This window comes from Ideonella benzenivorans, from assembly GCF_020387415.1.
Lineage (GTDB): Bacteria > Pseudomonadota > Gammaproteobacteria > Burkholderiales > Burkholderiaceae_C > Ideonella > Ideonella benzenivorans.
Genome location: NZ_JAGWCB010000010.1, coordinates 1 through 13,193, shown reverse-complemented (window position 1 = coordinate 13,193; position 13,193 = coordinate 1). Strand labels below are relative to the sequence as shown.

Genomic DNA, 13,193 nt, shown 5'->3' with positions numbered 1-13,193 from the left:
ATGAGTCAAGCGTCTGCGGTTTGCCGAGCCCGGAATCAGTTGCCCTGGGCGATGGGCCGTGACGGGTCGGCCGACCATTCGCTCCAGGAGCCGGGATAGAGCCGGGCGCCGGTCAGGCCGGCCTGCGCCATCGCCAGCAGGTTGTGGCAGGCGGTCACGCCCGAGCCGCACTGGTTCACCACCCGCTCGGGGTGCAGGCCCAGCGCCAGGAACTCGGCACGCAGCTGGTCGGCCGTCTTGAAGCGGCCGGTTGGGTCCAGGTTGAGTTGGAAGAAGCGGTTGCGCGCCCCCGGGATGTGGCCGGCTCGAGCGTCCAGCGGCTCCACCTCGCCGCGAAACCGTTCCGGGGCACGGGCATCCAGCAGCTCCACGTGGTCCAGGTTCGCCTGCAGCGTGGCGGCGTCCACGGTGCCCATCGCGGGCGGCAGCGTGGGGTAGGGCGGTGCCGGCGGGACGGTGGGCGCAGTGGTCTCCAGCGCGCCGCCGGCCGCCTGCCAGGCGGTCACGCCGCCGTCGAGCACACGCACAGCGTCGTGGCCCAGCCAGCGCAGCAGCCACCAGGCCCGCGCCGCAAACGGGCCACCCTGCCGGTCATAGCAGACCACGGCCTGGCCGGGACGCACTCCCCATTGGCCGGCACGCTCGGCCAGCAGGGCGCGGCTGGGCAGCGGGTGGCGGCCGCCTTCCCGGGCGCCTGCGGGCGACTTGGGGCCCGAGAGGTCGCGGTCCAGGTGCAGGTAGCGGGCGCCGGGCAGGTGCCCGGCCTGGTAGGCCTGCTCGCCCGCGGCGGTGTCGGCCAGGTCGAAGCTGCAGTCCAGCAGCAGCGGCCCGGGCGGTGAAGCCAGCGAGGCCAGAAGTTCGGAAGCGGCGATCAGCGGGGCAGTGGACATGGCGGACCTTGGCGCAACAGGAAGGAAAGGGGTTCGTCCCTCAGGACTCGGAGGGGTTGGCGGCATCGGGCACGGCCTTGGTCCGCAGCAGCGTGGCGGTCAGGCCGGCGGCGACGATCAAGCCCATGCCGGCCAGCGCGACCAGCGTGACCGGGTCGCCGAAGATCGTCACCCCGAACAGAAAGGACCAGGCGATGCCCAGGTACTGCAGGCTGGCGTTGGACAGGGCCCGGCCGATCGCATAGGCCCGGGTCATCAGGATCTGCGCCGCGGTGGCCAGCACGCCGGTGGCCACCAGAACACCCAGACCGACCAGCGTGTGGGTGTGGAAGCCGCTGGTCAGGGCGATGGCCGCGCCCACTACCGCAGTGCCCAGTGAGAAGTAAAACACCACGCGGTACTCGGGCTCGCCCACCCGCCCCAGGGCGGTGACTTGCAGATAGGCCATGGCGGACATCATGCCCGAGCACAGCCCGGCCAGTGCGCCCGGCCATTGCTCGGGGGTGAGGGACGGGCGCAGCACCAGCGCGACGCCGACGAAGCCGGTGAGCACGGTCAGCACCAGGCGCATGTCCACCCGGTCGGACGAACCGACCAGCACGGCACCGCCGATCAGGAACAGGGCCATCCAGATCGAGGACATGTAGTTCAGCGTGATGGCCGTGGCCAAAGGCAACTGGCCGATCGCATAGAACCAGAGCGCCATGGCACCCACGCCCACGATGCTGCGGCTCAGGTGCATGGTGGGATAGCGGGTGCGCAGGCTGCCACCGCGCCAGACGACCAGGCCGGTGATGAACAGCGCGCCAACCAGGCCGCGGTAGAAGACGATCTCGCCCGAACCGTAGCGGGCCGAGGCCAGCTTCACACACACACCCATCAGGGCAAACAGAAAAGACGATCCCATCATCAGCAGGGAGGCTTGCAGCTGGGGATTCATGCGTGGCGTGGGGTAATGCGGGGATCGGACCATTCTGGCAGAGCCTTACACTCACGCCCCTCATGAAGCGAATCGTCATCCTCCTCTCCGGCCGGGGCAGCAACATGCAGGCCATCGTCGAGGCCTGTGCCGCCGAAGGCTGGCCCGCCGAGGTGGCGGCCGTGGTGAGCAACAAGGCCGAGGCCGCGGGCCTGGCCTGGGCCGCCGAGCGGGGCCTCGCCACCGCGGTGGTGGACCACCGGGGCCATCCGGACCGGGCGCATTACGACGCCGAGCTGATCCGGGTGATCGATGGGTTCGCCCCCGACCTGCTGGTGCTGGCCGGCTTCATGCGCATCCTGAGTGCGGGCTTCGTGCAGCATTACGAGGGTCGGCTGCTGAACGTCCACCCCTCGCTGTTGCCGGCCTTCCCCGGCCTGCACACCCACCGCAGGGCGATCGAGCAGGGCTGCAAGCTGGCGGGGGCCACGGTGCATTTCGTCACGGCCGAGCTGGACCACGGCCCCATCGTGGCGCAGGCGGCCGTGCCGGTGCTGCCCGACGATGACGAGGACAGCCTCGCGGCCCGCGTGCTGGTGCAGGAGCATGTGATCTACCCGCAGGCTGTGCGCTGGTTCGTCGAAGGCCAGCTGGAGCTGGCGGATGGGCGGGTGCGCCACCGCGGCGGCGTGGCGCAGTGGGCACTCTGAGCGCCGCCCGCACAGCCCCCTTTCGGGCCGGGCTGGGATAATCCAGCCCATGCACCCGAATGCCCTGTTGGACCTGGCCACTGATCTCGTGCGCCAGGTGCTCAAACTAGACCAACCGGCCGACACCATCGTGTCGGCCTTTTTCCGCAAGCACCGCAACCTGGGGCCGCGCGAACGCCACAGCCTGGCCGAGACTGCCTACGCGGTGCTCCGCCGTCGCCTGCTGTGGGCCCATCTGGCCCAGAGTGGCACGGGCGCCCTGGAGCGCCGGCTGGCCATCCTGGCCTGGCAGGGCAGCGAGACCTTTCTGCGTGGGGCCCTGGGCTCCAACGAGCAGCAGTGGCTGACGCAGGTCCGCGAGGTGGACCCGGCCAGTCTGCCCGAGAAGGTGCGGTTCAATCTGCCCGACTGGCTGGCAGGCGCGCTGAAGACCGAACTGGGCGAGGAATTCCCGGCCCTGGTGGCGGCCATGGAAGAACCGGCACCGCTGGATCTGCGCGTCAATCTGCTCAAGGCCAAGCGGGAGACCGTGCTGGCCGAGCTGAAGGAAGCCGGCATCGAGGCCGAGCCCACGCCGTATTCCCCCTGGGGCCTGCGGGTGGAGGGCAAGCCGGCCCTGCAGAAGCTGCCGCTCTTCCTGCGCGGCGATGTGGAGGTCCAGGACGAAGGCAGCCAGTTGCTGGCCCTGATGCTGGGGGCCAAGCGGGGCGAGATGGTGGTCGACTTCTGTGCGGGCGCCGGTGGCAAGACGCTGGCGCTGGGCGCGGCCATGCGCAACACCGGCCGGCTGTATGCCTTCGATGTCTCCGGCTACCGGCTCGACGGGCTCAAGCCCCGTCTGGCGCGCAGCGGCCTGTCCAACGTCTATCCGGCCCAGATCGCGCACGAGCGTGACGAGCGCATCAAGCGCCTGGCCGGCAAGATCGACCGGGTGCTGGTGGACGCCCCTTGTTCGGGACTGGGGACGCTGCGGCGCAACCCGGACCTCAAATGGCGGCAGTCGCCCAAGGCGATTGAGGAACTGACGGCCAAGCAAGCGGCCATCCTGGACAGCGCGGCCCGGCTGGTGAAGCCGGGCGGGCGCCTGGTCTATGCCACCTGCAGCCTGTTGCGGCGCGAGAACGAGGAGGTGGCGCTGGCCTTTGCGGCCGCCCATCCCGACTTCGAACTGCTGCCGGCCGCCGAGCTGTTGGGAGTCGCCCAGGTCGCCGACGCCGCGGCGCTGGACCGTGACGGCATGCTGCGCCTGTGGCCGCACCGCCATGCCACCGATGGTTTCTTCGCTGTGGCCTGGCAGCGCCGGGCTTGAATCCCGAGGCCGCGTCCACAGATGGGGAATGTCGGCAAAAGTCGTCGAAATGGCTTTGAACAAACGTGTTTGGCCGCCAAGTTGCCTCGAAATAGGCTGACTGGCACGGTCCAATACCACGGATGCGCGAAGTCTCATCCACTATAATGGGGAGTTGTCCCGCACATGGCGGGCGCATCAAGGTAGGCAATGGATCAACTGAACATGGTGTTTTCTGCAGTTCTGGATTGGGCTGCGAACGGCCTCACGCATGCCACGTGGTGGCAGGTCGTGTTGTACGCGGCGGTGATGACGCACATCACGATCGCCGGCGTCACCATCTTCCTGCACCGCTCGCAGGCGCACCGTGCGCTGGAGCTGGGGCCCATTCCTTCCCACTTCTTCCGTTTCTGGCTGTGGATGACCACGGGCATGGTCACCAAGGAATGGGTGGCCATCCACCGCAAGCACCACGCCAAGTGCGAAACGGTGGAAGACCCGCACAGCCCGATCACCCGCGGCCTGGGCACGGTGATGCGCCAGGGCGCCGAGCTCTACCGCGCCGAAGCCAAGGTGGATGAGACGCTGACCAAGTACGGCCACGGCACGCCCGATGACTGGATGGAGCGCAACGTCTACACCAAGCACAGCGCGCTGGGCATTCTGATCATGTTCCTGATCAACATCACCCTGTTCGGTGCGATCGGCATCACCATCTGGGCCATCCAGATGGCGTGGATCCCGTTCTGGGCGGCTGGTGTGGTCAACGGCGTGGGCCACTACTGGGGCTACCGCAATTTCGAGGCGCCCGACGCTTCGACCAACATCTCGCCCTGGGGCATCATCATCGGCGGCGAGGAGTTGCACAACAACCACCACACCTACCCGACCTCGGCCAAGTTCTCGGTCAAGCCATTTGAATTCGACATCGGCTGGGGCTACATCCGCGCGATGGAGATGCTGGGCTGGGCCAAGGTGCGCAAGACCGCGCCGCAGCTGCAGCTGGGCCCGCTGAAGCCTGAGGCCGATGCCAAGACGTTGGAAGCCATCATCGCCAACCGCTACGAGGTGATGGCCAACTACGCGAAGGAAATGCGTCGCGTCTGTGCCGGTGAAGTGGCCCGGGTGAAGGCCCAGGGCAGCGGCAATTCGGCCTGGACCAACCTGCGTGTCGCGCAACGCTGGCTGCACCGTGATGCGGACAAGATCCCCTCGGATCTGCGCCCGCAAGTGGACAGCGCCGTGGCCACCTCGCCGGTGCTGCAGAAGCTGGTCACGATGCGTGAGGAACTGCGTCAGCTGTGGACCCGCACCAATGTGTCGGCCGAGCAGCTGGTGGCGGATCTGCAGGACTGGTGCCACCGTGCCGAAGGCAGTGGCGTCGCGGCCCTGCGCGAGATTTCGCTGCAGCTGCGCTCCGCCCGCGCCTGACGTCTCTCCGATGTCGTCCGCAAAGCCCGCCTTGTGCGGGCTTTTTCATGCCTGTCGTTCGCTGTTCCCGCCGCCCCGGCAGCAGAGAAGAGGGGCGCCGCACACAGACATGAAAAAACCCGCCGTGCAACGCAGGGCGGGTTCTGAGGGGAAGGGGGCTGAATTACTTCAGCTTCACTTCCTTGTACAGCACGTGCTTGCGTGCTTTCGGGTCGAACTTCATGAATTCCAGCTTTTCGGGCGTGGTCTTCTTGTTCTTGTTCGTGGTGTAGAAGTGGCCGGTCCCCGCAGTGGATTCCAGCTTGATCTTCTCGCGTCCGCCTTTGCTTGCCATGGTGTCGCTCCTCTGTCTGTGGATTAGGCTTGACCGCGGGCACGCAGATCGGCCAGAACGGCGTCGATGCCCTTCTTGTCGATCAGACGCAGGGCGGCGTTGCTGATGCGCAGGCGCACCCAGCGGTTTTCGCTCTCAACCCAGAAACGACGGTATTGCAGGTTCGGCAGGAACCGACGCTTGGTTTTGTTGTTGGCGTGGGAAACGTTGTTCCCGACCATGGGCTTCTTGCCCGTGACTTCGCAGACGCGTGCCATGAGGACACTCCTGTCATACAGCCAGGCACTTGACTGGTCCGCGGACCCTGTCAGCCACCTGGCCTCACCTCGCCAAAAGGGTGGCGGTAACCCATTCTTGTCCGAGTGCCCTGGCTGCAGGCCGCGTCTCCCGTGAGATGAAGCGCGCTTCCTGTCCGTGGTCTTCGCAAGAAAACCAGCGATTATAGCGAAAGTGCGCCGGTGCGGCTCAGAGGCCTTGTTCCAGGAAGCGCTGGGCGTCCAGCGCCGCCATGCAGCCGGTGCCCGCCGAGGTGATGGCCTGGCGGTAGATGTGGTCCTGCACGTCGCCAGCGGCGAACACGCCGGGCACGCTGGTCATGGTGGCAAAGCCGTTCTGGCCGCCACGGGTCACCAGGTAGCCGTCCTTCATTTCCAGCTGGCCCTGGAAGATGTCGGTATTGGGCTGGTGGCCGATGGCGATGAAGCAACCCTTCACGGTGACTTCCTCGTCGGCACCGCCCGCGACGTCCTTCAGGCGCACGCCGGTCACACCGCTGGCGTCGCCCAGCACCGCGTCCAGCGTCTTGTGCAGATGCAGCACGATCTTGCCGGCGGCCACCTTCTCCATCAGCTTGTCGATCATGATGGCCTCGGCGCGGAACTTGTCGCGGCGGTGGATCAGGTGCACCGTGTTGGCGATGTTCGACAGGTAGAGCGCTTCCTCCACGGCGGTGTTGCCGCCGCCCACCACGCAGACCTCGTCACCACGGTAGAAGAACCCGTCGCAGGTGGCGCAGCCGCTCACGCCGCGGCCCATGAACTCCTGCTCCGAGGGCAGGCCCAGGTACTTGGCGGAGGCGCCGGTGGCGACCACCAGCGTGTCGCAGGTGTAGGTGCCCGAGTCGCCGGTCAGCGTGAACGGGCGCTTGCTCAGGTCGACCGCATTGATGTGGTCGAACACGATCTGGGTGTTGAAACGCTCGGCGTGCTGCTGGAAGCGCTGCATCAGGTCCGGGCCCTGCACGCCCATCACGTCGGCCGGCCAGTTGTCCACCTCGGTGGTGGTCATCAGCTGGCCGCCCTGGGCCAGGCCGGTGACCAGCAGCGGCTTCAGGTTGGCGCGGGCCGCATAGATGGCCGCGGTGTAGCCGGCCGGGCCGGAACCGAGAATCAGGACCTGGGCATGGGTGGAGGTGGTGCTCATAGGGGACGCTCGCTGAGGGCGCGCCACCGAGGGCGCCGGGGAACCGGATATGCTCGGGGGTGCGCAGGAATGACGAAAAGGCATTCTAGAGAACAGGCTGTCCGGGCGTGCCGGAGGGCCATCAAATACAGAGTTCAAGGGGGTGATTGATGTCGATGCTGACCAACCTGGACTTGATCCGTCGGGTACCGCTGTTCTCGATGCTGACGGACGAGCAGGCCCAGCTGGTGGCCGACGGGGTGGTCAAGCGCCGCTACCGCCGCGGTGAACTGGTGGTGGAGCAGGGCAAGAAGAGCAATGCGCTGTTCATCCTGCTCAATGGCCGGGCCCGGGTCCTGACCGCCGACGAGCGCGGGCGCGAGGTCATCCTCGCGGTGCTGGAGGCCGGCGACTACGTGGGCGAGATGAGCCTGATCGACAACCAGCCCCATTCGGCCTCGGTGCGCTGTGAGATCCAGTGCGACATGCTGATCCTGGGGCGGCCCGAGTTCGCCCGCTGCCTGCCCGAGAATTCCAGCCTGTCCTACGCCATCATGCGTGGCCTGGTGACGCGCCTGCGCAGCGCTGACCGACAGATCGAATCGCTGGCCCTGCTGGACGTCTACGGCCGCGTGGCCCGGGCCCTGCTGGACATGGCCGAGGACGACAACGGCGAGAAGGTGATCCGCGGCAAGGTGTCGCGCCAGGACCTGGCCAAGGTGGTCGGGGCCTCGCGCGAGATGGTCAGCCGGGTGATGAAGGATCTGACCGAGCGCGGTGTGATCGAGAATCTGGCGTCAGGCGGGGTGCGGCTCAAGCACCATGTGTCCTGAGGAGTTGAATGTCTGATCGAGAGACGGTGCGCCTCGTGCGCGGCGAGGTGAGTTGTTGATGCGGCGTGCCGTACCCCTGGGCAGCCCGCCGGAGGGCAGTCCGCCCCCGGCGACGGGCCGCTTCCTGTTGCGTCTGCGGCTGCTGTTGGGCGGCGCGCTGTGGCTGCTGGCCGCGCTGGCGCTGGCCAGCCGCAGTGCGGGCGACCCGGCGTTCACCACCTCCGGCAGCGGGGCGCCGTTGCACAACTGGCTCGGGGCGCCCGGCGCTTGGCTCGCGGATGTCGGCCTGATGCTGTTCGGCTTTTCCGCCTGGTGGCTGCTGGTGGCCGGCGCCCGGGCCTGGCTGGCCGGCCTGGCCACGCTGCTGCGCGAAGGCCGCGTCGAGCGACCTGCCTACCGCTGGGTGACCCGCAGCGTGGGCCTGCTGTTGTTGATGATGGCCAGCTGCGCACTGGAGTGGACCCGGGTCTACGGCTGGGAAACCCGCCTGCCGGGGCATGCCGGCGGTGCGCTGGGCTACACCCTGGGGCCCTGGTCCATGACCTGGCTGGGCTTTGGCGGCTCCGGCGTGCTGTGGATCGCGATGCTGGTGCTGGGCCTGCCGATGGCGCTGGGTTTCTCCTGGCTGCGACTGGCCGACACCCTGGGCGGCTGGATCGACGGCGTGCGGGAACACCACCACCAGCTGCGCGAGCAGGCCGAGGACATCCGCCTGGGCGAGCGCGCCCAGCGCGAGCGCGAGGCCGAGGTGGAGGTGGCCGCGGAGCGCGAGGTCGAGCAACAGATCCAGGCCCCGCTGGTGATCGAGCCGCCGGTGCTGGAGGTGCCCAAGTCCGAGCGGGTGAACCGTGAACGCCAGAAGCCGCTGTTCCATGAGCTGGTGAACACCAAGCTGCCGCAGATCGACCTGCTGGACAAGGCACCCGGCCGGGTGGAGACCGTGACGCCTGAGTCGCTGGAGATGACCAGCCGGCTGATCGAGAAGAAGCTGTCGGACTTCGGCGTCGAGGTGCGTGTGGTGGCGGCCCAGCCCGGGCCGGTGATCACCCGCTACGAGATCGAGCCGGCCACTGGCGTGAAGGGCTCGCAGATCGTCAACCTGGCCAAGGACCTGGCGCGTTCGCTGTCGCTGGTCTCGATCCGGGTGGTGGAGACGATCCCCGGCAAGAACCTGATGGCGCTGGAGCTGCCCAATGCCAAGCGCCAGACCATCCGCCTGGCCGAGATCCTGGGCTCGCAGGTCTACAACGACGCCGCCTCGATGCTGACACTGGCGCTGGGCAAGGACATCATCGGCGCGCCGGTGGTGGCCGACCTGGCCAAGATGCCGCACTGCCTGGTGGCCGGGACCACCGGCTCGGGCAAGTCGGTGGGCATCAACGGCATGATCCTCAGCCTGCTCTACAAGGCCGAGGCGCGCGACGTGCGCATGATCCTGGTCGATCCGAAGATGCTCGAAATGAGCGTCTACGAGGGCATCCCGCACCTGCTGTGCCCGGTGGTGACCGACATGAAGCAGGCCGGCAACGCGCTCAACTGGTGCGTGGGCGAGATGGAGCGCCGCTACAAGCTCATGAGCAAGATGGGCGTGCGCAACCTGGCGGGCTTCAACAAGAAGATCGACGAGGCCAAGGCGCGCGGCGAACTGATTCCCAACCCCTTCAGCCTGACCCCGGAAGAGCCGGAACCGTTGGAGCGTCTGCCCTACATCGTCATCATCATCGACGAACTGGCCGACCTGATGATGGTGGTGGGCAAGAAGATCGAAGAACTGATCGCCCGCCTGGCGCAGAAGGCGCGTGCGGCCGGCATCCACCTGGTGCTGGCCACCCAGCGCCCCTCGGTGGACGTGATCACTGGCCTGATCAAGGCCAACATTCCGACCCGCATGAGTTTCCAGGTCAGCAGCAAGATCGACAGCCGCACCATCCTCGACCAGATGGGGGCCGAGGCCCTGCTGGGCATGGGCGACATGCTCTACCTGGCGCCGGGCACCGGCCTGCCGGTGCGGGTGCACGGGGCCTTCGTCTCGGATGACGAGGTGCACCGGGTGGTGGAGTCGCTGAAGGCCCAGGGCGAGCCCAACTACATCGAGGGCATTCTCGAAGGGGGCACGCTGGACGGCGAGGCGGCTGGCGGTGGCAGCGGTGGCGCAGCGGATGCCGAATCCGACCCGATGTACGACCAGGCGGTGGCGGTGGTGCTGCAGCACCGCAAGGCCTCCATCTCGCTGGTGCAGCGCCATCTGCGCATCGGCTACAACCGGGCGGCCCGTCTGCTGGAACAAATGGAGCAATCCGGGCTCGTATCATCCATGGCTGGCAATGGCAACCGCGAGATCCTCCTGCCCCCGCGCGAGGAGTGAGGCGGTCGGCCGTGCTGCCGTTTCGGCCCGCCTGGACGGGCATCTCCCCATGAATTCACATCACTCTGTTTCCCGCCGGGCCCTGTTGGGCCTCGGTCTGTGTCTGGGTCTGGGCGTGAGCGAGGTCGCCCTGGCGGCCGGCGCCGCCGATGCGCTGCGCGCGTTCGTCCATTCGGCCAAGGCCGGCCGGGCCAGCTTCACCCAGACGGTGCATGCGCCCAACAGCAACCGCACCAAGGTGTCTTCCGGTCGCTTCGAGTTCTCGCGCCCGAACCGCTTCCGCTTCGTCTACCAGAAGCCCTATGCCCAGACCATCGTCAGCGATGGCGAGAAGGTCTGGTTCCATGACCCGGACCTGAACCAGGTCACGGTGCGCAAGCTGGGCGACGCGCTGGGCAACACGCCGGCGGCCATCCTGGCCGGGCAGGCCATCGAGCGGGATTTCGACCTCAAGGATCAGCCCGACAGCGAGGGCCTGAGCTGGGTGCTGGCGACGCCGCGCCAGAAGGAAGGCACGATCCAGTCGCTGCGGGTCGGTTTCAAGGGGCGGACGCTGGCGGTGATGGAGATCGCCGACAGTTTTGGCCAGCGCTCGGTGCTGCAGTTCTCCGAACTGCAGATCCTGCCCAGCCTGCCGGTGGACACTTTCCATTTCAGCGTGCCGGCGGGCGCCGAGATCTCGGCGCCCTGAACCCGCGCGCTCAGTGCATGAGCGCGTCGCTGTCCATCAGGCCCATGTCGGGCGCGGTCATCATCTGTTCGATGTCCATCAGGATCAGCATGCGCTCGACGTCGCCATTCTTGATCGTGCCCAGGCCGGTGATGTAGGCCGCGTCGATCGCGCCATGGAACTCCGGTGCCGGCTTGATGGTTTCGGCCGGCAGTTCCAGCACGTCGCTGACCGAGTCGACCACCATGCCGACCGTGCGGTGCGCGACGTTCAGGATGATGACCACGGTGAAGCTGTTGTACTGCGCGTCGGGCAGGCCGAAGCGCAGGCGCATGTCAATGATCGGCACGATCACGCCGCGCAGGTTCACCACGCCCTTGATGAAATGGGGGGCATTGGCGATGCGGGTGGGGTTCTCATAGCCGCGGATTTCCTGCACCTTCAGGATGTCAATGCCGTATTCCTCGGCGCCCAGCTTGAACGACAGGTACTCACGCGGGGCACCCGTCATTGGCGCGTTCCCTGCCGGGGTGGCCATGCTGGAAGATTCGGTCTGGACGGTGGCGCTCATCGAAAAAGACTCCTGCTGCGGACGGTCTGTCACTGCGATACCCCTCAGTGTGCGTGAGCGTCCGACCCGCTAGGCGCTGAAAAGCGGCGCGCTCCCCGGCTTTTTCGGGCGGGTGTGGCGCAGGGCTGCGACAATTGAACGATGACGACGAGCCGCCAGGACGCGCTGTTCGGTCCTTCTGACCTGCCTGCCGAGCCACTGGCCGCCCCCGACGCGGCCGCGCTGGCCCCACCCGATGCCGCCGCACCGCTGGCCGAGCGCCTGCGGCCGCACCACCTCGACGAGGTGATCGGCCAGACCCATCTGCTGGGCCCGGGCAAGCCGCTGCGGGTGGCTTTTGAGCAGGGCCGGCTGCATTCGATGATCCTCTGGGGCCCGCCGGGCGTGGGCAAGACCACGCTGGCGCGGCTGATGGCCCAGGCGGTGAAGGCGCATTTCGTCGTGCTCTCGGCCGTGCTGGCCGGGGTCAAGGACATCCGCGAAGCGGTGGTCGAGGCCGAGCGTGCCCGCACCGCCGGCCAGCGCACCATCGTCTTCGTCGACGAGGTGCACCGCTTCAACAAGGCCCAGCAGGACGCCTTCCTGCCCCATGTCGAATCGGGCCTGTTCACCTTCATCGGCGCCACCACCGAGAACCCGTCCTTCGAGGTCAACTCGGCCCTGCTGTCCCGAGCCACCGTGCATGTGCTGCGGGCGCTGGAGCCGGCCGAGCAGCGGCAACTGCTGGCCCGGGCCGAGGAGGCCCTGCAGGCCCCGCCGTTGACCGAGGCCGCGGCCGAGCGCCTGATCGGCTATGCCGATGGCGATGCCCGCCGGCTGCTCAACGCCTACGAGAACCTGGTGGCCCAGGCCGGGCCGGTGACCACGCTGGACGAAGCCAGTCTCGAGCGCTCGCTGGGTGAGCAGCTGCGCCGTTATGACAAGGGCGGCGACCAGTTCTACGACACCATCTCCGCGCTGCACAAGTCGGTGCGCGGCTCGGACCCGGATGCGGCCATGTACTGGCTGGCCCGCATGCTGGACGGCGGCGTGGACCCACGCTACATCATCCGCCGTCTGGTGCGCATGGCCAGCGAGGACATCGGCAATGCCGACCCGCGGGCGCTGCGCATCGCACTGGACGCGGCCGAGACCTACGAGCGCCTGGGCAGCCCGGAAGGGGAGCTGACCCTGGCCCAGGCGGTGGTCTATCTGGCGGTGGCACCCAAGTCCAACGCCGTCTACACCGCCTGGAAGGCGGTCCGCGCCTTTGTGGCCCAGGACGGCACCCGGCCGATCCCGATCCACCTGCGCAATGCACCCACGAAGCTGATGAAGAATCTGGGCTATGGGCGCGCATACCGCTACGCGCACGACGAGCCCGGAGCCTTCGCTGCGGGCGAGTCCTACTGGCCCGATGGCCTGGCGCCACCGCCGTTCTACCAGCCGGTGCCGCGGGGGCTGGAGCTGCGCATCGGCGACAAGCTCGCCGAGCTGCGGCGCCTCAACGAGGAAGCCCGGCAGGCGGATGGCACGCCATCGGCACCGCCCGAGGCCGGCCACTGACCTCGGTTTCCCCTGGCATGGCACCCGACTTGCATGCCCCGTTCCAGACGGGCATGCCAGCTTCGGGGGTCTGCCCCTTTTTTGAACACGTTGCAGGAGCAGTCTGCAGATGGATATCTTCGTTCAACAGATCATCAATGGTTTGGTGCTGGGGAGCATGTACGCTCTGGTGGCGCTGGGCTACACGATGGTGTACGGGATCATCAGCCTGATCAACTTTGCGCACGGCGAAGTGC

14 protein-coding genes are annotated in these 13,193 nt (G+C 67.5%); 8 read left to right on the top strand and 6 right to left on the bottom strand.

Annotation, left to right across the window (positions count from 1 at the left end; translation table 11 throughout):
* Nucleotides 1-35 precede the first annotated feature (35 nt).
* On the bottom strand, nt 36-890 hold the full coding sequence (locus tag KGA65_RS08615) for a sulfurtransferase (RefSeq protein ID WP_225862743.1): 855 nt from the start codon (nt 888-890) through the stop codon (nt 36-38).
* Nucleotides 891-930: 40 nt separating this feature from the next.
* On the bottom strand, nt 931-1,830 hold the full coding sequence (locus tag KGA65_RS08610) for a DMT family transporter (RefSeq protein WP_225862742.1): 900 nt from the start codon (nt 1,828-1,830) through the stop codon (nt 931-933).
* A gap of 62 nt (nt 1,831-1,892) precedes the next feature.
* Between KGA65_RS08610 and purN the strand changes: the two genes are divergently transcribed.
* The 3 genes from purN (at nt 1,893) to KGA65_RS08595 (ending at nt 5,238) form a co-directional block, all read left to right on the top strand.
* Entirely contained in the window at nt 1,893-2,519 is a 627-nt protein-coding gene (gene purN, locus KGA65_RS08605) for a phosphoribosylglycinamide formyltransferase (RefSeq protein ID WP_225862741.1), read from the top strand.
* 49 nt (nt 2,520-2,568) lie between these two features.
* Nucleotides 2,569-3,828, top strand: a complete 1,260-nt coding sequence (locus KGA65_RS08600) for an RsmB/NOP family class I SAM-dependent RNA methyltransferase (RefSeq protein ID WP_225862740.1) — start codon at nt 2,569-2,571, stop codon at nt 3,826-3,828.
* 189 nt (nt 3,829-4,017) lie between these two features.
* Nucleotides 4,018-5,238, top strand: coding sequence for a DesA family fatty acid desaturase (locus KGA65_RS08595; RefSeq protein ID WP_225862739.1), 1,221 nt, complete (start codon nt 4,018-4,020; stop codon nt 5,236-5,238).
* 163 nt (nt 5,239-5,401) lie between these two features.
* Here KGA65_RS08595 and rpmG read toward each other — a convergent pair whose 3' ends face one another.
* The 3 genes from rpmG to trxB form a co-directional block, all read right to left on the bottom strand.
* On the bottom strand, nt 5,402-5,572 hold the full coding sequence (rpmG, locus tag KGA65_RS08590; RefSeq protein ID WP_022979437.1) for a 50S ribosomal protein L33: 171 nt from the start codon (nt 5,570-5,572) through the stop codon (nt 5,402-5,404).
* A gap of 23 nt (nt 5,573-5,595) precedes the next feature.
* A complete protein-coding gene (rpmB, locus tag KGA65_RS08585; RefSeq protein ID WP_022979438.1) occupies nt 5,596-5,829 on the bottom strand; it encodes a 50S ribosomal protein L28 in 234 nt (77 codons plus the stop codon).
* A 208-nt stretch (nt 5,830-6,037) separates the two neighbouring features.
* The gene (gene trxB / locus KGA65_RS08580) at nt 6,038-6,994 is read right to left on the bottom strand and encodes a thioredoxin-disulfide reductase (protein ID WP_225862738.1); all 957 of its coding nucleotides are present in this window, start codon (nt 6,992-6,994) and stop codon (nt 6,038-6,040) included.
* Nucleotides 6,995-7,143: 149 nt separating this feature from the next.
* On the opposite strand from trxB, the gene KGA65_RS08575 reads away from it, so the two are divergent.
* Genes KGA65_RS08575 through lolA form a run of 3 tightly spaced genes read left to right on the top strand, consistent with a single transcriptional unit; the run spans nt 7,144 to nt 10,862 of the window.
* The gene (locus KGA65_RS08575; RefSeq protein WP_225862737.1) at nt 7,144-7,806 is read left to right on the top strand and encodes a Crp/Fnr family transcriptional regulator; all 663 of its coding nucleotides are present in this window, start codon (nt 7,144-7,146) and stop codon (nt 7,804-7,806) included.
* Nucleotides 7,807-7,864: 58 nt separating this feature from the next.
* A complete protein-coding gene (locus KGA65_RS08570) occupies nt 7,865-10,171 on the top strand; it encodes a DNA translocase FtsK (protein WP_225862736.1) in 2,307 nt (768 codons plus the stop codon).
* A 49-nt stretch (nt 10,172-10,220) separates the two neighbouring features.
* The gene (lolA, locus tag KGA65_RS08565) at nt 10,221-10,862 is read left to right on the top strand and encodes an outer membrane lipoprotein periplasmic chaperone LolA (RefSeq protein WP_225862735.1); all 642 of its coding nucleotides are present in this window, start codon (nt 10,221-10,223) and stop codon (nt 10,860-10,862) included.
* Between the two features lie 10 nt (nt 10,863-10,872).
* Here lolA and KGA65_RS08560 read toward each other — a convergent pair whose 3' ends face one another.
* The gene (locus tag KGA65_RS08560; RefSeq protein WP_225863440.1) at nt 10,873-11,379 is read right to left on the bottom strand and encodes a chemotaxis protein CheW; all 507 of its coding nucleotides are present in this window, start codon (nt 11,377-11,379) and stop codon (nt 10,873-10,875) included.
* Nucleotides 11,380-11,553: 174 nt separating this feature from the next.
* Here KGA65_RS08560 and KGA65_RS08555 point away from each other — a divergent pair, with 174 nt between their 5' ends.
* Nucleotides 11,554-12,957: a replication-associated recombination protein A gene (locus tag KGA65_RS08555; protein ID WP_225862734.1), complete on the top strand. Its 1,404-nt coding sequence runs from the start codon at nt 11,554-11,556 to the stop codon at nt 12,955-12,957.
* A 109-nt stretch (nt 12,958-13,066) separates the two neighbouring features.
* A partial coding sequence (locus KGA65_RS08550) for an ABC transporter permease subunit (RefSeq protein WP_445666955.1) occupies nt 13,067-13,193 on the top strand: 127 nt, incomplete at its 3' end.